Origin of the sequence: Winogradskyella ouciana, from assembly GCF_965284585.1 — a bacterium.
In the GTDB taxonomy this organism is placed as follows: domain Bacteria; phylum Bacteroidota; class Bacteroidia; order Flavobacteriales; family Flavobacteriaceae; genus Winogradskyella; species Winogradskyella ouciana.
The window spans coordinates 2,932,624-2,954,587 of record NZ_OZ260095.1; the positions used below are offsets into that span (position 1 = coordinate 2,932,624).

At 34.4% G+C, this 21,964-nt stretch carries 20 protein-coding genes; 2 read left to right on the forward strand and 18 right to left on the reverse strand.

What is annotated here, in order from left to right:
• Nucleotides 1-9 precede the first annotated feature (9 nt).
• Nucleotides 10-2,811: a putative LPS assembly protein LptD gene (locus ACQ65V_RS13070; protein WP_430468243.1), complete on the forward strand. Its 2,802-nt coding sequence runs from the start codon at nt 10-12 to the stop codon at nt 2,809-2,811.
• Nucleotides 2,812-3,036: 225 nt separating this feature from the next.
• Nucleotides 3,037-3,417 (forward strand): RidA family protein, encoded by a 381-nt coding sequence (locus ACQ65V_RS13075; protein WP_155087603.1) that lies wholly within the window; start codon nt 3,037-3,039, stop codon nt 3,415-3,417.
• Nucleotides 3,418-3,563: 146 nt separating this feature from the next.
• Here the strand turns inward: ACQ65V_RS13075 and ACQ65V_RS13080 are convergent, their stop codons facing one another.
• The 18 genes from ACQ65V_RS13080 to ACQ65V_RS13165 form a co-directional block, all read right to left on the reverse strand.
• Entirely contained in the window at nt 3,564-4,535 is a 972-nt protein-coding gene (locus tag ACQ65V_RS13080; protein WP_430468244.1) for a hypothetical protein, read from the reverse strand.
• A gap of 294 nt (nt 4,536-4,829) precedes the next feature.
• Nucleotides 4,830-5,876 (reverse strand): proline iminopeptidase-family hydrolase, encoded by a 1,047-nt coding sequence (locus ACQ65V_RS13085; protein WP_430468245.1) that lies wholly within the window; start codon nt 5,874-5,876, stop codon nt 4,830-4,832.
• A 278-nt stretch (nt 5,877-6,154) separates the two neighbouring features.
• Complete coding sequence (locus ACQ65V_RS13090; protein ID WP_430468246.1) at nt 6,155-7,057, reverse strand: nuclear transport factor 2 family protein; 903 nt, start codon at nt 7,055-7,057, stop codon at nt 6,155-6,157.
• A gap of 33 nt (nt 7,058-7,090) precedes the next feature.
• Nucleotides 7,091-7,747, reverse strand: a complete 657-nt coding sequence (locus ACQ65V_RS13095; RefSeq protein WP_430468247.1) for a DinB family protein — start codon at nt 7,745-7,747, stop codon at nt 7,091-7,093.
• Nucleotides 7,748-8,030: 283 nt separating this feature from the next.
• Nucleotides 8,031-8,462 (reverse strand): hypothetical protein, encoded by a 432-nt coding sequence (locus tag ACQ65V_RS13100; protein WP_430468248.1) that lies wholly within the window; start codon nt 8,460-8,462, stop codon nt 8,031-8,033.
• Between the two features lie 287 nt (nt 8,463-8,749).
• Nucleotides 8,750-9,418 carry a DUF6090 family protein gene (locus tag ACQ65V_RS13105; RefSeq protein WP_430468249.1) on the reverse strand — a complete coding sequence of 223 codons (669 nt, stop codon included), beginning with the start codon at nt 9,416-9,418 and terminating at the stop codon, nt 8,750-8,752.
• Nucleotides 9,415-10,128, reverse strand: a complete 714-nt coding sequence (locus ACQ65V_RS13110; RefSeq protein ID WP_430468250.1) for a DUF6090 family protein — start codon at nt 10,126-10,128, stop codon at nt 9,415-9,417. Before ACQ65V_RS13110 ends, ACQ65V_RS13105 begins: the two co-directional genes overlap by 4 nt.
• Before the next feature lie 40 nt (nt 10,129-10,168).
• A complete protein-coding gene (locus tag ACQ65V_RS13115; protein WP_430468251.1) occupies nt 10,169-10,858 on the reverse strand; it encodes a DUF6090 family protein in 690 nt (229 codons plus the stop codon).
• A 117-nt stretch (nt 10,859-10,975) separates the two neighbouring features.
• Nucleotides 10,976-11,731 (reverse strand): DUF6090 family protein, encoded by a 756-nt coding sequence (locus ACQ65V_RS13120; RefSeq protein WP_430468252.1) that lies wholly within the window; start codon nt 11,729-11,731, stop codon nt 10,976-10,978.
• Nucleotides 11,724-12,455: a DUF6090 family protein gene (locus ACQ65V_RS13125; protein ID WP_430468253.1), complete on the reverse strand. Its 732-nt coding sequence runs from the start codon at nt 12,453-12,455 to the stop codon at nt 11,724-11,726. The genes ACQ65V_RS13120 and ACQ65V_RS13125 overlap by 8 nt, the downstream gene beginning before the upstream one ends.
• 212 nt (nt 12,456-12,667) lie before the next feature.
• The gene (locus ACQ65V_RS13130; RefSeq protein WP_430468254.1) at nt 12,668-13,390 is read right to left on the reverse strand and encodes a hypothetical protein; all 723 of its coding nucleotides are present in this window, start codon (nt 13,388-13,390) and stop codon (nt 12,668-12,670) included.
• Nucleotides 13,391-13,699: 309 nt separating this feature from the next.
• Nucleotides 13,700-14,467, reverse strand: coding sequence for a DUF6090 family protein (locus tag ACQ65V_RS13135; RefSeq protein ID WP_430468255.1), 768 nt, complete (start codon nt 14,465-14,467; stop codon nt 13,700-13,702).
• Nucleotides 14,468-14,657: 190 nt separating this feature from the next.
• The gene (locus tag ACQ65V_RS13140; protein ID WP_430468256.1) at nt 14,658-15,554 is read right to left on the reverse strand and encodes a polysaccharide deacetylase family protein; all 897 of its coding nucleotides are present in this window, start codon (nt 15,552-15,554) and stop codon (nt 14,658-14,660) included.
• Between the two features lie 20 nt (nt 15,555-15,574).
• Nucleotides 15,575-16,357, reverse strand: coding sequence for an ATP-binding protein (locus ACQ65V_RS13145; protein ID WP_430468257.1), 783 nt, complete (start codon nt 16,355-16,357; stop codon nt 15,575-15,577).
• A gap of 167 nt (nt 16,358-16,524) precedes the next feature.
• Entirely contained in the window at nt 16,525-17,541 is a 1,017-nt protein-coding gene (locus ACQ65V_RS13150; protein ID WP_430468258.1) for a peptidyl-alpha-hydroxyglycine alpha-amidating lyase family protein, read from the reverse strand.
• A 62-nt stretch (nt 17,542-17,603) separates the two neighbouring features.
• Nucleotides 17,604-18,332: a DUF6090 family protein gene (locus ACQ65V_RS13155; protein WP_430468259.1), complete on the reverse strand. Its 729-nt coding sequence runs from the start codon at nt 18,330-18,332 to the stop codon at nt 17,604-17,606.
• A gap of 265 nt (nt 18,333-18,597) precedes the next feature.
• A complete protein-coding gene (locus ACQ65V_RS13160; protein WP_430468260.1) occupies nt 18,598-19,953 on the reverse strand; it encodes a serine hydrolase domain-containing protein in 1,356 nt (451 codons plus the stop codon).
• Nucleotides 19,954-20,216: 263 nt separating this feature from the next.
• Nucleotides 20,217-21,743 (reverse strand): IPT/TIG domain-containing protein, encoded by a 1,527-nt coding sequence (locus ACQ65V_RS13165; protein WP_430468261.1) that lies wholly within the window; start codon nt 21,741-21,743, stop codon nt 20,217-20,219.
• Between the last annotated feature and the right edge of the window lie 221 nt (nt 21,744-21,964).

A 21,964-nucleotide genomic window follows, 5' to 3' on the forward strand; every position in this document is an offset into this window, starting at 1 on the left:
ACTGTACTTTTGGCGTTTCAAAAACCGAGCCATACTTTTACAAAAATACATCTAAAAGGATTGCGTACAAATAGTCTACACATACTTTTTGCCTTGAGTTTTACAGTGTTTATCAACACTTTTAGCTTTGCCCAAGAATTACCAAAAAAGAACACTACGATTCCTGCCAATCAAAAAAAGGACTCTACTCTAGTCGCCAAGGACACTACCAAAGTAGAATTGGATTCCTTATTAAATAAACCCATTAATACTAAAGCGACGGATTCCACCGAACAGGATTCCGTAAAGCCAGAAGGCTTTTTAAAGGATATTGTCACTTACAAGGCAACAGACTATGTGGCTATAAACCAAAGGAAACAGCAAATTCGTCTCTATAACGAAGCCCAAGTACTCTACGAAGACATGGAGATTAAAGCTGGTGTTATAGTGATAGATTATAGTAAAAACTTAGTGTATGCTGGGCGTATAAAAGATTCCACTGGCTATTCGCAAAAACCTGTTTTTACACAGGGAGCCAATGTTATAGAACCCGACTCTATTATTTTTAATACGGATTCGAGAAAAGCTTTGATTTATAATTCCGTAACCGAACAAAGTGGCGGAACTGTTATTGCTGAGCGCACAAAACGAGAAAACGATTCGGTATATTTTATTTCTAGAGGGAAATTCACCACTTCAGAAAACCTAGACGATCCAGAGTACTACATTTTAATGAATAGAGCCAAGATCGTACCTAATAAGAAGATTGTGACTGGGATGAGCCAAATGTACATCTACGATGTACCCACACCAATAGCCATTCCTTTCGCATATTTCCCAATGACCAAAAAGCAAACTTCAGGAATTATTTTTCCATCCTTTGGTGAAGATACAGGTAACGATAGAGGGTACTTTCTACAGAATGGAGGGTATTATTTTGCCATAAGCGATTATGTGGATTTGGCAGTACTCGGTGATTATTATACCAACGGAAGTTATGGACTTCGTTTAGAAAGTAATTATGCCGTAAGGTATAAGTTTAGGGGCAACGTAGCCTTTAGATACGAAAACCTTTTAAATAGCGAGCGTGGTTTTCCGGACTTTAGTCAAAGCACCATATATAATATTCGGTGGTCACATAACCAAGATGCTAAGGCAAATCCAAATTCCAGATTTTCGGCTTCGGTAAACCTGGGTAGTAGTCAATACTATCAACAATCCATCAACCAGTTAAACCAAGCTAATTTCTTAAATAATACCTTGGCGTCTTCGGTGTCTTATTCTAAAACTTTTCAGGGTGAACCGCAGGTGAACTTAAGTTTAACGGCGACACACAATCAAAACACCAATACGGAAGCCATAAATTTAACCTTGCCGACCATGCAGGCTTCGATGACGAGAGTGTATCCATTTGCACCAAAATCGGGCACCAAGAAAGGCATTATACAAAATATCAACTTTCAGGTGAATGCGAGAGGTGAATATCGCATTAATACAACGGATTCCCTATTTGGGAAAAGTGAAATGTTTGAAGATGCGGTGGCTGGTATGCGCTATAGTATTCCCGTGACGACTAACTTTAAGCTCTTCAATCATTTTAGTGTGAGTACAAACGCAAATTTTGAAGAGACCTGGACCTTAAAAACAGTTAGGCGTAACAACATTTTTGTTGGTGAGACTTCAGAACCTATTAACATTAACGGCTATGATCGTTTTTTAACCTACAACTTTGGAGCAAGTATCGGAACCACCTTATACGGAATGTATAATTTTGAAAAGAAAGGCAAAGACCCAAAAATACAGGCCATACGGCACGTAGTGCGTCCGTCTTTAAGTTATTCCGTAAGTCCTGCTTTTGACCAATATTACGAAACCTATGATGTTATTGATGCCGATGGTACCACAATAGATCAGGTGGAATACACGCGTTTCGAAAATTCGTTATTCGGAAGACCTGGCAACCGCTACTCCAGTAATATAGGTCTTTCGGTTGGTAACAATATTGAAGCCAAGGTGCGGTCTAAGGATTCTACCAAAACCGAGTCGGAAAAAATCTTCTTGCTCAATAACCTTAACTTTTCCACGGCCTATGACCTTGCAGCAGATTCGCTGAATATTAGTCCGGTTCGTGTAAATGGCGGAACCCAGATTCTCAATAAAAAGATGAACATTAACTTTGGGATGACCTTAAACCCTTATGCCTTAGATAGCAACAATAATCTCATCGACAAATTTAATATCAATAATGGAGGGAGTTTATTCAGGCTGACCTCTGCCAATATAAATATAAGCTACTCATTAAATAACGACAGTTTTTCTGGCAAGGATACGACTGACGAAGAAGATGAAGAAGCCGAAAGACGAGCTGCAACCTCTAATAGCAGAACGGATGATCTCTTTGGTAAAACACAGGATTTTGCCGATAGACGCCTCACAGATAAAGACCGAAGCAAAGGAGGTGATGACGAAGAAAACAATGAGTTCTATAATTATAAAATGCCTTGGAACTTACGTTTGGCTTATGCCGCCAACTACACCAATACAAGACGCGAAGACCGAGTATCGTCACACTCATTGATGTTTTCTGGAGATGTGGAACTTTCGCCACGATGGTCTGTAGGTGCATCATCAGGTTACGATTTCTTGAACAATGGATTTACCTTTACACAATTGCGTTTTGAGCGCGACTTATTGAGCTGGCGTATGAATTTTACTTGGGTACCATTCAGTGATCGAAGCTCTTGGAATTTCTTTATTGGTATTAAGTCTAACTTACTGAAGGATTTAAAATACGATCAACGTCGCCAACCAGACCGACGATTAGGTAACTAGCTCTCCTTTTACAAAAATGAACTGTCATTGCGAGGTGTCACACTAAGCGCACGCGTGTCGCTGAAGCTTTAGCGTAAGAACAGTCGAAGTGAACGAAGCAATTCCTCTAAAAAAATGGAACGTCATTGCAAGGACAAAGGACAAAGCAATCCCACCATACCATAGAAATAATTTCATTAAATTTGAAACAAACAAAACACCTTCCCTAACGAAGGCACAGACGGAATGAAAAAAATAATAAATACACCAAAAGCACCAGCACCAATCGGACCTTACAACCAAGCCGTATTGGTAGGCAACACACTCTATACCTCAGGGCAAATCGCTTTAAATCCAGTGACCATGGAATTGGTAATGGATTCCATTGAAGTAGAAACCCACCAAGTGATGGAAAATATGAAAGCGGTTTTAGAAGCTGCTGATATGACTTTTGAAAACGTTATTAAAACCTCCATCTTTATTAGCGACATGAACAACTTTTCAAAAATCAACTCCGTTTATGCCAAATACTTTGACGAAGCCACAGCTCCAGCTAGAGAAACTGTTGAAGTGGCTAATTTACCGAAGTTTGTTAATGTGGAGATTAGTATGATTGCGGTGAAATAGACGATTGCAATAAACGGTCTCGGTTATGGTTTCTTTATGACACGAGCAAAACGAACAAACCTATCCGCCAAAGGTATAGCAGACAGGCTGACGTAAGCAATTATAACCATCCTAAATTTAGATTTGTTATTACTTTTTAAATTATACTATTCAACGACTTCAAATGTTTTAAGCATATTTTTACTCGATGCATTAGGTACTTCAGATATTAGCGCATAATTACCCGGCTCTAAATTTGCAGAGAAATATCCAATACTACCCTCTGGCATATCATTTACGCCACCAATAAAAGTAACACCGTTTGGAGCTGGTTCTATTAATCCTTTTGGATCAGCCCAATTCATCCAATTTTCTAACTCTTTAAGATTGGCATTTTCATCTAGCTTAACAAGATTAATATCGTGTCCAACAAAATTTTCATGTGTTATTTGGTCTTTATACAATACCGAAAAGATGTGCTCACCCGGACTAATTGAGTCATTAAAAACAATTCCATCCGTACTCGAAATACTAATGTCAACATCAGAAGTCAGTGGTTTATTCCCTGAATCTGCATCAGTAACCACAATATCTTTTGTCATACCCATTGAAGTGTGGAACACACCATTACTCATTTTTACATAACATTCAATAATGTATTTCCCAGGCTTTACATTAAGTGTTGTTTCTCCTGTTTGATTTGGAGAAAGTAATCCAGAACCACCAACAAACACAACCTCACTAAACCATTCTGGAAGTTTTGAAAACTCAGCAAAGCCTTCTTCAGTTTTCCCTTCCATAATGAGTTTCATGGCACTATCAAACACTGGGGCGACTAGGTTTTCTGCATCATCTGAAGTCTTTCCTTCAGGATACTTATCTATGAGAAAAAAATGTGTTTGAGGTGATAGGTTTTTATATCTAAAGGTATTCCACCCCGAGGAAATTGTATCTGGCATTTGAAAATCCATCTCCTCTGTTATAATTTCTATAACATTTTCTTGTTCTTCAACAATAGTGTCTTGTTCTGTTTCTTTTTTATCATTTTTACAAGACTGTAAAGACAAAAATGTAGATAAAACGATGATAAACAGCCCTATTAAGGAAGTTTTTGCATTATAATTTTTAAAAGTTCTCATAATTTTATGTATTTGGTTAATTGTTATTATTGCCAATGCTTAGATAATTAACTTTCTCGCGGCAAGCTAAATGCATTGTTGTACTGTGTTACTTAATTTTATTTTCCTTGTTGTCATAATCTTCATAATTTTTGCCATAATATTTAGATAAAATTGGTTGCCATGAATAAACTCTGTTAGCTCCTGAACTTGTGGAAAGGCAGACTCTGATTAGCAATAAATTATATGTTCTTGCAGGCAGGCTTTCTGGTTTTACCTTTGGAAAGTAGTTGTTGCCTTATCTGTGGTTCGTTTTTAATTAAACTTCCCTTCATCTACATCCTTAATAAATCTTATTACCGCTGGGAAAAAAGTTTCAGGATCATCAAATTGAGATAGATGGCTACCATTGGTGGTAATACTGCGACCATTTTGCACTTCAGATGCCATCCATTCCATATATTTTGGATCCATAGTGTCGTGTTTAGCACCTAACATTAAAGTCGGAACTTTAATGTCTTGCAGTCTGTCAGAAACGTCCCAATCACTCAATGTGGCTTCATCGGTAATGCCAAATTCACTCGGTCCTTGCATATAGACATAAATTTCTGAGTTGAGATGTTCAAATAAGAGGTGTACTGATTTTGGCCATTCTTCCAAAGGTTTGCGTAAAATATGCTCAGTATAAAAATGTTCCATTAAGAGTTCTTCGTATCTCGGATTGGCATAATCTTTATTGGCTTCTATTTCTTTTATTTCTTTCAGGACATCACTTGGTAGTTGTGGCCCTAATACTTCTTGTGCATAGGTATTGTATTCAGGAACACTAGCCACCATATTTGAGACTATAAGCCCTTTTAAATTATCTTGATATTTCAATGCATATTCCAAGGCTAATATTCCACCCCAAGACTGCCCAAACAAATAAAAGTTGTCTTTATTAAGATTTAAAGCTTTTCTTACTTGTTCTACTTCTTCAACAAAGTGTTCGGTAGTCCAAAGCGTGGAGTCATTGGGTTTATCACTATAGTAGGAATCGAGCTGGTCATAATAAATGTATTCAATACCTTCACTTGGTAAGTAACCGTCAAAATTTCCAAATTCTTCATGAGTTCCTCCAGGACCACCATGAAGCAACAATACACGCATTTTAGGATTATTTCCCATACGTTTTGTATAGACATTAAAAGTGCCTTTTGGAGTTTCGATTGGAATCATTTTAATTCCACCCGTAACCTGGTCATCACTATTGGAATAGTCAAGGTAACTACTCTTCTCTATTGCTTTATTACTATCCTGCTTATCAGTACAACTCATAATAAGAAGTAGGATAATAAGTGTTAAAGATGTGAAATGTTTCATGACTGTGTGAGTTTTTGATTAGTATTTTCGTTCAATAATATGAATGTTATTGCTGTCAATATCCACAATGTGAATAGTTCTTTCACCATTTGACATGGTTTCCATTTCTGGAAGGTCATAGTTTCTACAACGTAGCTTTAGCAAAGTAGTAATAAAGCAAAACTGTCCATACCATCTTCATATACAGGTAAATATACAAAGTTTTTATATCCCGATTAATTTCATTGTTTTTGAAATTCCGTTTTGAGTACAGCATTGGACTATTGGATTTTTCTTAATCATTCATTAGAGATATTTGTGGCCTGTCTCGCAATCATTATCCATTGTCCATCTTTATACATCCAAATATCTGTAAACCGTCTTTTTTCCGTAGTCCCAGCTTTACCAGTTAAACCTGTAGGCATTACAGTTTCTAAACCCATAACTATGCCTATGTTTTCAACAATTTTTATGTTGTCAATGCTTTGCTCATAGGAGGTATAATCAATATATCCTAGCTTAAGAGCTTCCATAGCCATATTTAAGTCAACCACAGTATTACTCGGTGCATTTACAATTAATTCCTTGTGTAGTATTTTTTTAATTAGGGTTGAATCTTTTTCAAGAATTCCCTGTACTTGTAGCTGTTCCATTTCTTTTATGTCGTCTATTGCAGATGAAGTACTTAAGTCGTCAGTAGCCATGAACTCAGTCACTACAGAATTTTTATCAGATGCCATTTCGCAAGTCCAACTATCTATCCACCATCGTCCATTTTCATAATGAAGTTGAATACTATTTAGTCCTCTAATATCGGATTCAATTTTTGGGTCCGTTCGTATTTCAAAGGCACTCCAAACTTGTGCAACATTCCCAAATTTGCTGACTTCTCTTTTAAGTTCCTTTTCGTAAAAATCCGTTTTTGGTGATAAGCCCATTGGTATATATTCCGATTCAAGAGTATGGGATTCGGCTTTTCCATTGTCGTCCAACCTTGTGATTACTGCATGTTCTGAATGTATGTACTTATCGCGTTCAAATTCCCAAGGATCACTACTAGAACCTGAAACAACATCGTAATAGGCATGTATTATGGCATCTATTGATTTTACGTCGTCTCCATATTTTTCGTCGTTCGTCTGCCCGAAAACTGAGTTGAAAGCAAACATTAGGCTTATGGATATTAGTATGATTTTGTGCATATTGGGTTGGTTTATATGTTTTGCTAATCGTTTCTAGTCAGAAATTCGACTTTTAATAAATTTTATCTGTCCGTTATGATTGGACTCATGTTCGCAGACATGAAACCACTTCGCATAATTGTTAGTTTCACCCAAGGTTCCTCTTTTTATAGGAAAAAAAGGCTCTGATTGCATTAGCCAACTATCGTCAAGTTCCTTGAATTTTTCGATGGTATAACTTCTTACAGACTCGAGTTTTTCTAAATAAAAAGAAATATCATTGCCTTTAATAATATCACGTGCACGTTCTCCAAGAGAGGATGCAACATCCCATTCATCCTTAATGGCTTGATCCCATTCGCCCCACGGAATATTTTCAAAAGTATTTAATTGATAGTACTTTTCAGTAGCTGCCAAATGAAAGAGCATGGCTCCAATGGAATTAGATGTAGCGTCTATTTGAAAATCTAACTCTTCTACAGTGAGGTTTTTCACTTGCCGCACTACCCAAGCTCTCATCATTGTCATCATAGAAAGCATGGTTCCTATATGCGTTGTAAATCCTTCTTTGGGACCAATGAGATATAAATCATCTGGATTGGATTGATATTCATTTGATGCCACTCCAACATTTGGAAGTAATAAAGCTCCAGCAGTAAGCAGAGCCGATGAGCCAATAAATTTCCTTCTAGAGGTTTTCTTTAATTCCATTTGGTATGTATTTAAATTGCATCTAACAGTTTAATTTATTGGTAGTTGCAAGGTTAGTTACTAAAATAAGGAATATAACCCAGATTAAAAATACATATACCCTTTTCAGTAGTGATGCCATATAAGCAGTACTTGGGTAGTCGAAACCGCCGACTAGAGCAAAGCGACTGACAAACTCCTTAAAAATTAAACAGTAGTGAGTAAATGGTGATACATTGTTGCCATTAGCTTTTATTACAATCAGTTTCTCATTTTCAACTCGAGCATGTATATGGCCTAAAATCTAATCAGTAACTCTGCGCCATCCGACTGCCAATCCGTTTTCCACTTCCATTCCAACACCTTTCGCAGCGACCTTTCCTTCAATCAGCCAAGAAACATCGTAGAAATCTCCTTTTTTTTCTATAACAAGGTCATATTCATCTGAAAAATCTCCATTCTCAAAAAAATAGCGAACATGATACTTTCCAACATACCCGTCTTCTTTTGGTCCACCAGTTGCAATTCCAGGACCACTATAAGCGTTGCCGTAATTCCATCTTGCGAATAATGTTCCAGGAGTATCACTTTCTGTATATAGTACAAAACCTATATTTAACGGCTCTTTCTTATCGGATTCTTTATCATTTTGCGAAAAAGAAAAGATCGGAAGAATAGCAATAGCCAAAATCAGTAATAATTTAATTGGTGCTTTTAATTGTCGGTTTTTTGTCATGGTAATTTTTTTTAAAGGTTAGTATGCTGTTCTAAGTACTGCCAACGGTCTCGTATAACCATCAGTTAATGCCAAATTAGCGATTATTTTCGGGTTAACACCAGCCTTAGCAATTCCGAGTGCATTCAACCTGCCCTGAACACGGGCACTGAGCTTGTCGAAGTGTAGCCGAAGAATAGCCGAGAACAAGCATTTACTTATACCATTGCTGTGCATTCGCTATCTAATACAACTTTTGTTTCTTACATGTCTAAGTCGCTCAATTCTATAATTTCATTTATTACTGCTTACAATCGTTTCAAATCATTAGATTCAACAATATCAAGGTAGTAAATATGCCTTAACCTAACCCAGTTTTCAAATTCTATACTCGTTAAAAAAGATAAATCCGTGTTTGGTTTTTTGAGGCCAAAATCAATACTGACATGTTTTTGCATATACTTATTATAATCTTTAGCATATTCTATTGCAAAGTTTTCGTCATCTTTAAAATCTTCTTTAACAGTTTTCCATGATTGTAAAAGTGACCTTAATTTTTTATTTGAAATGATTTTAAAAGAATTGTTCTCTAATTCAGTGATAGTGCTTTCAATAGGATCGAAAGTGTCAAAATAGTAAGTTTCATAGAGGTTTTTTGAAAGTGTATCAAGATCAACGGTTTTTACATCAATTGGCATTTCATCTAATACTTTTTGCAAGGCCTCAAGAATCTTCGTGTTATTGTCATTTATTTTTGTTAGCTTCTCTTTATTTATTGTAAACTCCTCTTTAAGTTGTGTTAGAAATCGTGTTTCTTCTTTATTGATTTTTCTATTTTCATTCCAATCGTTAATCTGGATAGCAATCAAAATCCCAATAACAACAAGAACAATTTCGCCAATAGCATATTTAAAATACTTTCCAGTTTTTCCTTCGGAGAGCAAGTTTTCGCGAATTTTTCTAAAGAACTTTATCATATTTTATCTAATTCTTCTTGCATAAGTTGTATAACTTCATCAGTTTGTTGTAAAAGAGATATTGTCCGCTCTTCAGTCCTCTTGATTCTCCAGTAATGATTATTCATGATGTTTGAAAATTCAACCTGCTGTAAAATTACTCTTGGATCTATTGAAAAACGCGATTTGAAATATCGTGGGTCATCACGTGAACCCTCATAATCAACGTCATCCCAAAGTATCCATTTGTTTAAATATGAAGTAATTGTGGTAGAAAACTGTTGCGCCCATTCATTTTCCTCCCGCTCAAGATCCTTTAAATCAGAAAACCACTTACTTATTTTTCTTCTTATCTCTGCGTTAGAAATGATATTTATATTTCCAGAGTTTAGAACATCTGTCGAAATTTCACACCTTCTTGTGAAGCCTATTTCCCCAAACCAAAAATTCACTTGTTCGATTTCTAAATTTGATTTTTGAGGACCGAGTTGCATCCGAATGCTGTCACCATACATTCTCATTTCAATGATTAAATTTTTACAACTTTCTATTGCTGATTTATTAAAATTGAATTCACTGAAAAGTGATTTAATACTAGCGTTCTCTATTTTTTTTAATTGTCGATTTTCATTCCAATTATTAATGCTCAACGCAATTAGAATACCAATAACCACAAGCACAATCTCACCAATGGCATACTTTAAATACTTGCCGGTTTTACCAGTTTCCATAAGCGTATAGCGTATGTGTCTAAAGAACTTTATCATTAGTTTATTTTATGTTATTTAATATGGCATCAATTTCGTTATTGGTATCCGTTAATTGATTTTGATACCAGCGCATATGCACAAAATGGTGATACATATCATCCAAGAGTGCTGAAAGTTGGGCATCACTCATGCTTTCATTAATGCCTGTTCGTCGTTCATGGCGGTATTTTTTACTAAGAAAATCCCATCGGTCATCACTGATGTTGCCATTATCAATTAAACGCGCATAGGTGGTGTTATAAAGTTTAATGAGTGCACTGGTAATAGCTTTGTCTTTAAATGAATTGATTTTATTGCCTGAAACGGCCGATTCAAAGGAACCAGAAATGGGATAAAACGTACGCTGGCTTGAAAAATATATTTTAAATAACGAATCAACCTCAATGGCGTTTTCAGTATGAAGCTTGGTTGACGCCGCATTTAAATAATTAAAGACATCGAGCTTTGGTTGCTGTCTTTCTATTACAAGATCAATATAGTCCTTGTCCTTTTTTAGATCGGCTTTGATGCCTTGTAGAAATTCCTTTTCAGCCAAATGTTGCTTTCGGTTGAGATTCCAATTATTAATACTCAACGCAATTAAAATACCAATAACGACAAGTACTATTTCTCCGATTGCATAAATCAGATACTTACTGAATTTATTTTCAGATAGCAGTTTTTGTCTAATTTTTCTAAAGAATTTTATCATATTCTATTTCCCGAGAAAGCGGGAATCTTATTGGTTGGTTATAGTTTCTATTCCGAAGCTTCAGCATAGGGATAATGAAGCACAATAGTTGTTGTTTTTTTAGTTTTTAAATGACTTTTACAGTTTATTTTTTTCAAGTTCCTCAATCATATTGCTATTGTATTTAATTAGGTTTCTTAGTCTACCTAGGGAATTTGACATATATTGAAATTCATCTATCATTGATTGATAAAACCTTTCATCTTCAAATAATTTATTTGGATTCGATTGATACATAACACTCCACTTATCATCTCCATTTCTCTTTACAAAAAGTTTTTGCAAAATTCCTCGTTTTATGGCCTCCTCTTCAGATTTTTGAAGTTTAGGTTGATATTCTTCTTCAATAGCTTCTATAAAATTTGCTGTTCTTGGTAAGCTTTGAGAATAGTATTTATTGATAGCTTTAAGAAGGTCCTTGTTGGACATTTTATTAATACCGAGCGCAACTAAATTTTCATACGGACTTCTGTCATAGGTAAATCGTATTGTTTGCCTTGCAGTTCCTATTAAACCACCAAATGATTTACCAAAAGGTAGTTCGCCTTGTTCCTTTAAATCTAGTATTTTTTGAATAGCACTATCCTTTTCCATCAATCGTTTTTCAAGCATTTCAAAAATCTCTTTGTCATTTTTAAGTGAGACGAGCATTTCATCTAAAATTTGTTTTTCTATTATTTTGTCTTTACGCTCTTCATTCCAATTATTTATTTGCAGCGCAATCAGAATACCGATAACCACAAGTATGATTTCACCTATGGCATATTTAAAATACTTTGATGTTTTGTTTTCCATAAGTAATGATTTACGAATATGTCTAAAGAATTTAATCATAATTATTCACCTTTTTAAGCAGGTCTTTGGATTGTCTATGAACACGCTCCATAAAATAAACATAGCCTCTCCAATGTGTAGCCATACGGGAAAAGGTATTTATAAAAATAGTGTTTTGGCTCATCGACTTTATATCGTAACTAAATGTAAGATCTAAAGTCTCTGGGTTAGTGTACGTGCGAATTTCGGTATTGAAAACTTCGTGCTGATTTTCTATATTTCTACTTAATTTTTCGTAAACCGTTTTTACTTGTCTGGTATAGCTGTAAAACTCGGCCAAGTCGTTTCGTAGGTCAATATCTTTGATAAGGCCTAAATCCCCGCTTTCCTTCATTTCTTCGTAGGTAAGCATATCCGGTAACTGATATGTGGTTCTGGGAAACCAGAGTATACTGTAGTCTATGGTCTTTTTTTCAGACGTTGTTAATTCTGTACCTCTCTCAATAAGTTTTTGTGTTTCTGTTACAGCCAGAAGTATAGACTTATTTTGTTCAAGTAGTTTTTCACTCAATTCTAACGAGCGCTCTAAATCTTCAGAAATTCGTGTAATGTAATCTTTAGCTCTTTTGTTATCCTTTCTCTGCTCATTCCAGTTATTAATTTGGAGAGCAATTAAAATACCAATAACCACAAGTATAATTTCTCCGATAGCGTATTTAAAGTACTTTCCTGTTTTGTTTTTCTCCATAAGGTCGTATCGTATTTTTCTAAAGAATTTTATCATGGTCTATTTCACGAGAAAGCGGGAATCTTATTGCTTGGTTGTAATGGCGTATTAAGGTTCAGGCTCTTGCCACCCTCTTCGATACCTATATAAATGGTTTATCACACTTATTATGCTAATGACGCAATTGCTATGAAAAACTATATGGTTTAAACAAAAACAGCTCATGTGTTTTAGATGAGCTGTTCCTAATTACACTAAGTTATAAACCGTTAATTGGCATCTTTATAAAATGTAATGGTTGGAGCACCCATAACACCTGCTTCTTCCATTAATTTTTTGAGTTCAGGATCATTAATTCTAGCTTTGGCTTTGTCCATATCTGACACCGCAAATACGACGTGTACCATGTTTGGGTCATCCACACCTCGTCCAAGAGCTAAATCATTTAAGCCATTAGCGGCTCTCGTCTCTTTACCTTCACCATCATATCCTTTTACCCAAGTATCAAAATCATTTACCTTATGTGTAATTTCTAGTCGGGTTCCGCCATCTTTTTTATGCTCTGTATTGTATCTTAAGATATTCCAGAAATGTATTTCGGGCTTCGATAAAACTCCAAGACTGTCCATTACTGTTTTTAATCTAGGGTTGTCTATAAATGATTTCGCATCATCCATATCTGATGGTGCCAAAACAATCTTAACATCATTAGGTTTCTCTATTGATCTCTCAACAGCAACAAAGGACAAGCCACTTGCATTTCTTGCTACAGAGTCTGCATCAAATCCTCGACGCCAAGAATCATAATCTTTAACCGTATGGTATACTGTAATAACATCCATTGGCAGTGTAGGCGCGTTGTCTAGTTCCTGATTAACTTCCGTAGTTTCAACCTCTGTGGTTTCTTCAATGATGGTTTTTTCGGTATTGTCTTTGCAAGATGCAAAACTTAACGTTATAAGTAATGCAATGAATAAATGGATTTTTCTCATGAATATTGATATTTAGTTTGCCTACTCTAAAAGGTTTTCGGCTTCCCCAATTGATTTGATATTAGTTGAAATGCCTAGGGTCAAGTCATGAGAAGTTGGGTGTCTGACATCTAATTTAGTGAAAATTTCACAGATGAAAATTTAATACACACATTGAGTAAACTAGTATAGGTCAGTAAATAACATAAGGATTATTACTGCTATAGTATTTTTTCTGACAGTTGTACCTTTTATAAGGTTAATCCTACTTGAGTAAAATAGATACAAGGTATTACTTTCAGTGCGATTGTATGTTAACTATTTTAGATATTAGTTGTCAGTAATTACATCAATTTCGTTGATAATTAAATGTCCTAATTCAGTTAGCTGATCATATTGTTCAATCATCGTATCAAATTGCCAGGCAGCTAAACTAATCACATTCCTATAAGCTGGTTTGGCCGTATATTCTTTAAATGCCTGGTCATATTCCGACTGAGGTGTTGCTTTTGTGGCTAGAGAATCTAATGACATAAATGCCGATGCCAAAATAAGTGACCTATCGAATTGCGTATCGAGATAATTCTCTTGGTGAACTGTATACTGATTGTAGCTCTTCTCATTTTCTGCGATAACATCCACCAAGTTGTAATATTTTGCCATAAGTGAATCGAGTTTGGTATTATTGATTTTACCGTAGTATGCAGAATTTTGCAATGATTCATAGCCTCCAGAATTTGGCTTAAAGTAAAAATCGACAAAAGCAGAACCACTTATCTTAAACAAGAAAAGATTATCATTTTCGGTCTTTTCTAAGATACTGTTACGCGCTTTTTTACAAAGGTCAGCAATTTGTTTCCTTCCTTGAGACAACAGTTTAAGTTGTTCTATATCTTCTGCTGTATGGGTTTTAATCTTCACCAAATATTCATCCAGAGATTTTTTACCTTTTATAGACTGATTCCAATTGTTAATCTGTAATGCAATTAAAATTCCAATAACCACAAGTATGATTTCGCCAATAGCGTATTTAAAGTATCTACCGGTTTTACCTTCTAAAAGCAAGTTTTGTCTGATCCGTCGAAAGAATTTAATCATATTCTTTTTTCCCGAGAAAGCCGGGATCTTGTTGGTTGGTTTCTCTAAAGATATGATTTTTAATTTATTGGAATTACAAAATCATAAAGCCAACTGTTTTATATAGGGACTGTTGCGGAATCACAGACAATGGTAATCCGCCTTAGATTAAAGATAATAGATTGCAATAATCCAAACACGCCTTGGTGAGCTACTGCTTTAATGCAATGGATTCCCCAGGACTGAGCTTCTCAATACCACTCGAAAGTCTAATCCAGACGGGCTCGTTATCTAAAGGATTTACAATCTTATTATGGTCTATCTGAACATTTTCAATGGCTAGTAAATAATTGGTAAGCTCCCCATGGCCTACAGACCAAATATCATTATATGTTCCAATGGTTTCGCAAAAAGTAACCATGTTATCCCACCTTTCCTTATTTCCGAATTCCCACGAGTGTCCCCAAACATAAAAGACCGATAATTGTTGACTATTTAATTCCAAATATAAATCTAGGTAATCTAGAGCTTTACTATCATGACAAGTAGGGTGCCAAATCATATAATTGTTTGGGAGATCAAAAGTGTGCGTATCATCAACAGTTCTTCCGTTTTTAATTCCTGTAGAAGCTATTAAATTGGCAATACTATCATTGGTACTGCCAAAAGGATACGCCATACTGATAATGTTTCTCTTGGTCAGTTTTTCCAAAACCTCCAAATCCGTATGGATTTCTTCAAGTATTTCTTCTTTAGAAATTGCGGTAAAATTTTTATGCAACGCTCCGTGTGCAGCAATTTCATGATTTTTGTAAATAATCAATAAAGAATCTTTTGGCACATAGCGCTGATAAATAGTATCTCCATCTTGTTGTGGCCATCCTCTAGTGACTCCTAAGTATTTCGAATTTAAATTAAAGGTGCCAATAAGATGGTTTTTATCAAACAATGCTGCTAGTTCTATATCTTGAATAGTGCCATCATCATAACTCAATATTAACGCCTTTGTATTTCCATCTGGATAAGTAAAAGCAACAAAGCTCGGTGGTTCATAGCATGACACCAAAAGAGAAATAAATGCAAAAATCATGAGTACGTTACGAGTCATTCTTATAATTGTTAGCGGGCTTATTTACACTCTTTCTCAAATTCTTTACGAATCGCATAGATGACAGCTTCCTTTGATATTTTAGGTTTTGAATCTTGTTGACTATGCAATAGTGCCCTATGAAGTACATTAATTAATGCGCCTCCAGTGAGTTCATAATTTTCAGAAGATTGTCTAATAAACTCTTCATCAAGACTGTATTCTTTTGAAAATATGCGTTTCCAAAGCATATACCTTTCTTCTTTATTTGGCATTTTAAACGGAACTAGTAATTGAAATCGGCGCGAAAAAGCTTCATCTATATGGCTCTTAAGATTGGATGCAATAATAATCAATCCAGAAAAATCTTCAATTCTTTGCAGAATATAGGCGATTTCTTTATTTGCATGACGATCATTGGGAGAAGGTGCTTTTGTGCGTTTACCAAAAAGGGCATCAGCTTCATCAAAAAATAAAATCCATTTATTATTTTCAGCCTGATCAAAAACTTCAGCTAGGTTTTTTTCTGTTTCTCCTATGTATTTTGAAAACACCATGGATAAATCTATCTTATAAACAGGTTTGTTGACGGATTTTCCTATTATCGAGGCTGTTAAAGTCTTTCCGGTACCAGATGGTCCATAAAACAAAGCACGATAACCAGGTTTCAACCATTTATTAAGATGAGTATCCTCTTTAATGTTTTTCTCTAATTTTAACCACATTAAAATTTCATCAATATCATTCTTTACGCTTTTGGACAAAACTAAATCTTCCCAATTTAATTCAGTCGTTAATAATCTTGCTGGTGTTAAATAGTCCAAATTGTTGATTTATAGCGTTTAAGTTCTATGAAGAACGGTTGTTGGTGTAGCTTCTAGCTTAATCACACGTTGTGTTATTACGCTGTGGACTAAAGGTAGCGAATAAGATTGAATTTATAAGTTGAAATACAGCCACAATGAATTATAGTCATTGTTATACGGCGTTTTTATTTTAATTCAAATTTCTGAATTCTATTGCCTAAAATATCTCCAACATAAATACTCCCATCATTATCAATTTGAATGTCGTGATATCTTGAAATCGGACCATCATAAAATCCAGTTCTGCCGAATTGCAATTGTAGATTAATATCTAAATCAAAGCGAAAAATATCAGAGCCTTTTACAATAGTATCATTTACAGTCAGATAATCTATTCCAAACAAATGGTTGTTTTTATTATCGATAGTAACAGAATATAATTGTTCGGTTATTTTATTCTGCCAAACCGCAATAAAATTTCCATTAGCATCAAATTTTTGAATTCTGTTGTTTTCTCTGTCAGCAACATAAACATTGCCCTCTTTGTCTAAATCAATTCCGTGTGGAATATTAAACTCTCCCTGATTATTTCCGAATTTTCCCCATTCAAATAAGTATGTTCCGTCTTTTGAAAATTTAATAACTCGACTATTGCCATATCCATCACTCACATAGAAAGAACCATCAGCTGTAACGGCAACATCTGTAGGAAGATTAAAATGTTCAGAATCGTTTCCTGAAACTTTTGCTTCCCCTAATGTCATTATTAAATTTCCACTCGAATCAAATTTAAAAATTTGATGAAGACCACAATCCGTAACCCAAATATTATCTTCCTTGTCAACTTCCAAACCGTGTGGCATTATGAATAAATTGTTTCCCCAAGAATTCAGTATTTCTCCAGTTTTTGAATCTATTTTTGATATGGTATTTTCTTCAATCACCGGAAGGTGTGAAATAGGCATTGTCTCCCAAGTTCTACCAGAACGATGAAAGGCAATTATATTCCCTTCACTATCAAGTCCCAATCCAGTAGGACTTCCCAAAGTAAAATTATCAGGTAATTTAGGCCAATCATTGACTAAAACATAAGAATCAGATTTTTTAGTTTCTTGTTCAGGTCTGCTTTTTTCAGAGTCCTTACAGCCAAAAATCAGAAATGCAGTGAGAAAAAAAAGAATGCTATTTTGTTTAATTTCCATCTGTTGGTTTTGGTTGGTTTAAATGACGTAAAACGGTTTTGGCTATGCTTTCGTTATTTTTATTATTGTTTAATTTCATTTTCAATTCCATCAATTACATTTTTAACGGTTTCAAGAATTTCGGCTTCTTCGTTTACGACTAAACTTCTATTCCAAAGCGATAATTGTAATGTCTTTAGAAGGTTGTTGTCTGTCAAAAACGTATCGTAATTTTTTATTTTTAATTTGTAAACCTTAATCGTATCTGAATGTTTAAAGCCATAGTTTGTAGGTTCATTTGTATCAAGAAACAAATACTTCATTTGATAAGGATACAATTGTTCAGTAATATTAAAACTGGTATTTTGAACACCTAATTCATCTCCTAAGCGTTTTAAATCTAGTTGAAATAAGTTTGAGATAGAAATACGAAGAGTGTCGTTTGATATTGTACTTAGACCAATATTTTTAAGGTTTTCAAAAGCACTTGTTTTTGGAATTATCTTAAAATCACCTCCAGCATCAGCGAATAATCTATATATAGAATCAGAATATAATTTTTTATTAGAGATATCAAAGATAAGTTGTTGAGTAGATTTAAGGATTTTTTTATGTTCGGAAATTACTTTTTCAATATCATTTTTAGTTTGAACCAAATCACTTTTCAATTCTTTGTAAATCTGCGTCTCAAGTTTTCTTACTTTTCTATCCTCGTTCCAATTGTTAATCTGAAGTGCAATTAATATCCCAATAACAACAAGCACAATTTCTCCAATAGCGTATTTAAAATACTTTCCAGTTTTGTTTTCCATCAGCAAGTTTTGTCTAATTTTTCGAAAGAACTTTATCATATTCTATTTCCCGAGAAAGCGGGAATCTTGTTGGTTGGTTTCTCTAAAGATATCATTTTAATTGAATTAAGTTGTTCAAATAATGAAGCACAACGTGTTTGGCTATGGTTTCGTTGCGTGTTTAAGAACTAAAGTAGCAAATAAACCAGAGATAGAAAGTCCGCGAGGACTTTCGTAAGTAGGCTATAACTAGCAATGAATTATACGCATTTTATGCACATGTTTTTTAATTAAACTGGTCTAAAAGAGCTAAACTTCTTACTAGATATTGCAAGCTGTGATTTTCTTCATATGATGTTTTAGGGGAACTATTAAAAGCAATTATTAGCCTTTTACTTGGTGAAATATATTGAGCCTGACCTCCAACACCATGTTTTATGAAATCTCCATCTTCAAATACAACATCCCAATGATAGCTCTGAAACATGGCTCCCTGTCCCTCATATTGTTGAGACCACACTAAATCTCCAAAACCGTCCTTGGAAAGAAATAAATCATGATTACCTTTTCTAATTTCCTTCAAATACCTGTCAGAAGCAATTTTGATATCGGCATCCTCAGTAAATGCCAAACCATACCTTGCCATATCTCTCAAAGTCATCATCATGGGGCCATAACTTCCGGAAATACCCGTGCTTGCCATTGTAATCAGAGCATCTTGCTCCGCTCCAATTTTTGACCATATCATTGAGGACACAAGTTCATGATAGGGAGTGTCTGTGATTCGTTCAGCTATCATAGCAAGGAGTACAGAATTGGCACCGGTATAATCATAAGTTTTCCCAGGAGGCTCCGCTATTCCAAAATCTTTAATGACTTGTAGAAACTCCTTTTCAAATCCAGAATTGGGTTCAGGAAACAAACCCGTATGTTCTAAAAGTTGATAAAAACAAGACTCAGGATTGGTGATTGCTTCCATATCGGGTAAATGTTCCCTACAATTAATCCCTGAAGCCATTCGCAGTAAATGTTCAATTGTAATATCCTCAAAACCTGCATCTCTTAGCTCTGGTAAATATTTGGTAATGGAATCCTGTTCATGTAATAGTCTCTGGTCTGCAAGAATTGCAATTACCGTACCCACAAATGATTTGGCAATGGATGCGGTAATATGTCTGTCATCTGGATTCATGTCTGGATATTTTTCATATATGATTTTTCCTTTGTGAAGAACAATCACCCCATTTATAGCCTTACGAGCACAAATGTCATCTAAGGTAGTTTCTTTTTTGAAAAAGGTACTCGTTAACAATTCTTGTCCTAATGTTTCTGACAGATTTTCTTCTAGTTGTTTGGTTTTTGTATCTCTCTTACTTATAGTAACGGTAGGTAAATAATATTCAAAATGTCTGTTGAGTTCGGCAATATCCGGACTTATCAAAGTAATCCAATCTGGGGATTTAAAACTTATCAGTTGCTTGGCAGGGTCGGGCATTTGCCTTGAATTTACTGCTGCTTCAATCCTGTCTTTTAACAACTGATTTTTAGTCTCTTTTTGACAGCTATAAAGCATTACTAATGCAACAAAGAGAAGGCTATATTTTTGTAAATAATTAATCATTTCGTGAATTGATGCGTCCATAATTATTAAATCATTTCAATATTTTAATTGTGCATAACGTGCTTGTGTAACGCGTCGTTGCGTGGGTTGGCACTAAAATAGCTAAATCAGGATTAATTTACAATGCGGAATATAAAAGTGTTTTGGTAAAAATTTAATAAGTTTTTACTTGTTTTTTACTCAGTTCTTTGTTGTAAAACGTTTTTAAAATATTTTTATAGAGATGATAAAATAAGAGTTAAAATGACTTAATGATTCAATTCCAATTGTAAGCTTATTTTTAATTAATCTTTTAAAACCCAATTAAACACTCGCCCACCACTTCCATAACTACTTCCGTGAATTGATCGAGTTTCTTTAGTTAATAAGTTAATTGCAAAAATCCTTGGACCCTCATTTGGTATTAGTGCTTCAATGTAAAAATCGTTTGTTGGTTCATAATATATAAAATTCCATGGCTGTGAATTAGTATAACTACCTGTGTTAATATATTCAAACCAGTTTGTATTTAGTCGCTCTACTGTAAAATTAGCAAAATCTATATTATAGATATCATCTGCTCTAGCTACATATAATTGATTTTCAAATTTATTATAGCATATTTCAGAAAACAACTCATCTACGTAATCAATAGTTCCTGAAAGCGTATGTGAAGTTAATGTGAATGTTGAAGCGTCTACAGAATGTAAGGTAATAGCGTCATAACTATTTTCAACAAAAATGAAAGAATTAATTGACTCAATAAACAGAATATTGTTATCTGAAAAACCTATAGTATTAATATTAGGAAAATCATATTGTACCAATACTTCACCGTTAGAATTTATTTCATTAAAAGATAGACCTGTAAATGTATTTTCGTATCGATTAATGTAATAATTTTTATTTGTAAGTGTATTTGTTACCACTGCAAAATCATTAGAACATACCGAGCCTCCTGATGTGGTATTACAAATTAAATTCACATTCCATTGATTTGAAGTATCATTATATCCAAAATATCTTAACTTAGTATTTGTTTGGTCTGATAGATGGTTAAAACCATAAAATGTATCTTGAGAAGGGTTATATGTAAAACTATATAACTCATCATAAAACACATTTGCTGAGTAATTAGCTAATAGCATATAATTATCTATATTATAATTAAAAGTTCTAATTAATCCATCTTGAAAAAAATACAAACCCTTATGCATTATTTCTGCAATATTTTGAAAAACAGTTACTGTTTCTGAAATTATTGTAACAGATACATCGCTACTAACTGCATTAGTTGGTACAACTAGTCTAATTTGAGAATCTGAAACTTCTAATATTTTAGCTTCTAAAACAGTATCTGAAACATCCATAAATGCAACAGTCACATTTTCATCAGAGTTACCAAATCCACTTCCTACTATAATCATTTCATAACCAGGTCTAGGTAAACTTGGCATCACATTATCTATATAAAAATTTTGATTGTTTTGTGTTGTATCAATAATAAAGTCTTCAGTAGACAAAGCTTCAGTACCATTTAATATTAACTGTATATTACCAGAAGTTGCGTTATTTGGCACAACACATGTTAATTCATTTTCTTCAATACTATTTATTTGTGAATCTACTCCATTAAATCTTATAATACTTGAATTTATCACTTCATTAAAACCAGACCAAGTTACATTAATAACATCCCCTGATTGACCAGTTAAGGGTGAGATGTTTGTTATTTCGAATAAAATTTCTTCTGATGCAGTATCATCAGTTTCAGACGAACAACTGTATAGAAAAAAAAACAGTAAGATTATAAACAGTAAATTATATTTCATGTTATTTTTTTAAAATTAATAGACTTGTGCTTTTAAGAATACACAAAAATATAAAATATTTGTAGAGCTCATGATTAAGTTGTTTGTCAAAATGTTTGCTAACGGTCTAGTATAACCGTCAGAGACGGGTTAAATTAGCGATTATTTTCGGTTTAGCACAGACGTTAGCAATGCCAAGTGGATTCGCTTGAGCCTGCCCTGAGCGCAGTCGAAGGGTAGTC

Excerpts from the sequence above, each read along its gene's own strand:
- ACQ65V_RS13120 (WP_430468252.1), bottom strand. The coding sequence starts at position 11,731 with ATGATTAAATTCTTTAGACATATTCGTAAATCATTACTTATGGAAAAC.
- ACQ65V_RS13165 (WP_430468261.1), bottom strand. The coding sequence starts at position 21,743 with ATGAAATATAATTTACTGTTTATAATCTTACTGTTTTTTTTTCTATAC.
- ACQ65V_RS13155 (WP_430468259.1), bottom strand. The coding sequence starts at position 18,332 with ATGGAAAACAAAACTGGAAAGTATTTTAAATACGCTATTGGAGAAATT.
- ACQ65V_RS13100 (WP_430468248.1), bottom strand. The coding sequence starts at position 8,462 with ATGACAAAAAACCGACAATTAAAAGCACCAATTAAATTATTACTGATT.
- ACQ65V_RS13115 (WP_430468251.1), bottom strand. The coding sequence starts at position 10,858 with ATGATAAAATTCTTTAGAAAAATTAGACAAAAACTGCTATCTGAAAAT.
- ACQ65V_RS13075 (WP_155087603.1), top strand. The coding sequence starts at position 3,037 with ATGAAAAAAATAATAAATACACCAAAAGCACCAGCACCAATCGGACCT.
- ACQ65V_RS13080 (WP_430468244.1), bottom strand. The coding sequence starts at position 4,535 with ATGAGAACTTTTAAAAATTATAATGCAAAAACTTCCTTAATAGGGCTG.
- ACQ65V_RS13085 (WP_430468245.1), bottom strand. The coding sequence starts at position 5,876 with ATGAAACATTTCACATCTTTAACACTTATTATCCTACTTCTTATTATG.
- ACQ65V_RS13125 (WP_430468253.1), bottom strand. The coding sequence starts at position 12,455 with ATGATAAAATTCTTTAGAAAAATACGATACGACCTTATGGAGAAAAAC.
- ACQ65V_RS13160 (WP_430468260.1), bottom strand. The coding sequence starts at position 19,953 with ATGGACGCATCAATTCACGAAATGATTAATTATTTACAAAAATATAGC.
- ACQ65V_RS13090 (WP_430468246.1), bottom strand. The coding sequence starts at position 7,057 with ATGCACAAAATCATACTAATATCCATAAGCCTAATGTTTGCTTTCAAC.
- ACQ65V_RS13140 (WP_430468256.1), bottom strand. The coding sequence starts at position 15,554 with ATGACTCGTAACGTACTCATGATTTTTGCATTTATTTCTCTTTTGGTG.
- ACQ65V_RS13135 (WP_430468255.1), bottom strand. The coding sequence starts at position 14,467 with ATGATTAAATTCTTTCGACGGATCAGACAAAACTTGCTTTTAGAAGGT.
- ACQ65V_RS13150 (WP_430468258.1), bottom strand. The coding sequence starts at position 17,541 with ATGGAAATTAAACAAAATAGCATTCTTTTTTTTCTCACTGCATTTCTG.
- ACQ65V_RS13130 (WP_430468254.1), bottom strand. The coding sequence starts at position 13,390 with ATGAGAAAAATCCATTTATTCATTGCATTACTTATAACGTTAAGTTTT.
- ACQ65V_RS13110 (WP_430468250.1), bottom strand. The coding sequence starts at position 10,128 with ATGGAAACTGGTAAAACCGGCAAGTATTTAAAGTATGCCATTGGTGAG.
- ACQ65V_RS13095 (WP_430468247.1), bottom strand. The coding sequence starts at position 7,747 with ATGGAATTAAAGAAAACCTCTAGAAGGAAATTTATTGGCTCATCGGCT.
- ACQ65V_RS13105 (WP_430468249.1), bottom strand. The coding sequence starts at position 9,418 with ATGATAAAGTTCTTTAGAAAAATTCGCGAAAACTTGCTCTCCGAAGGA.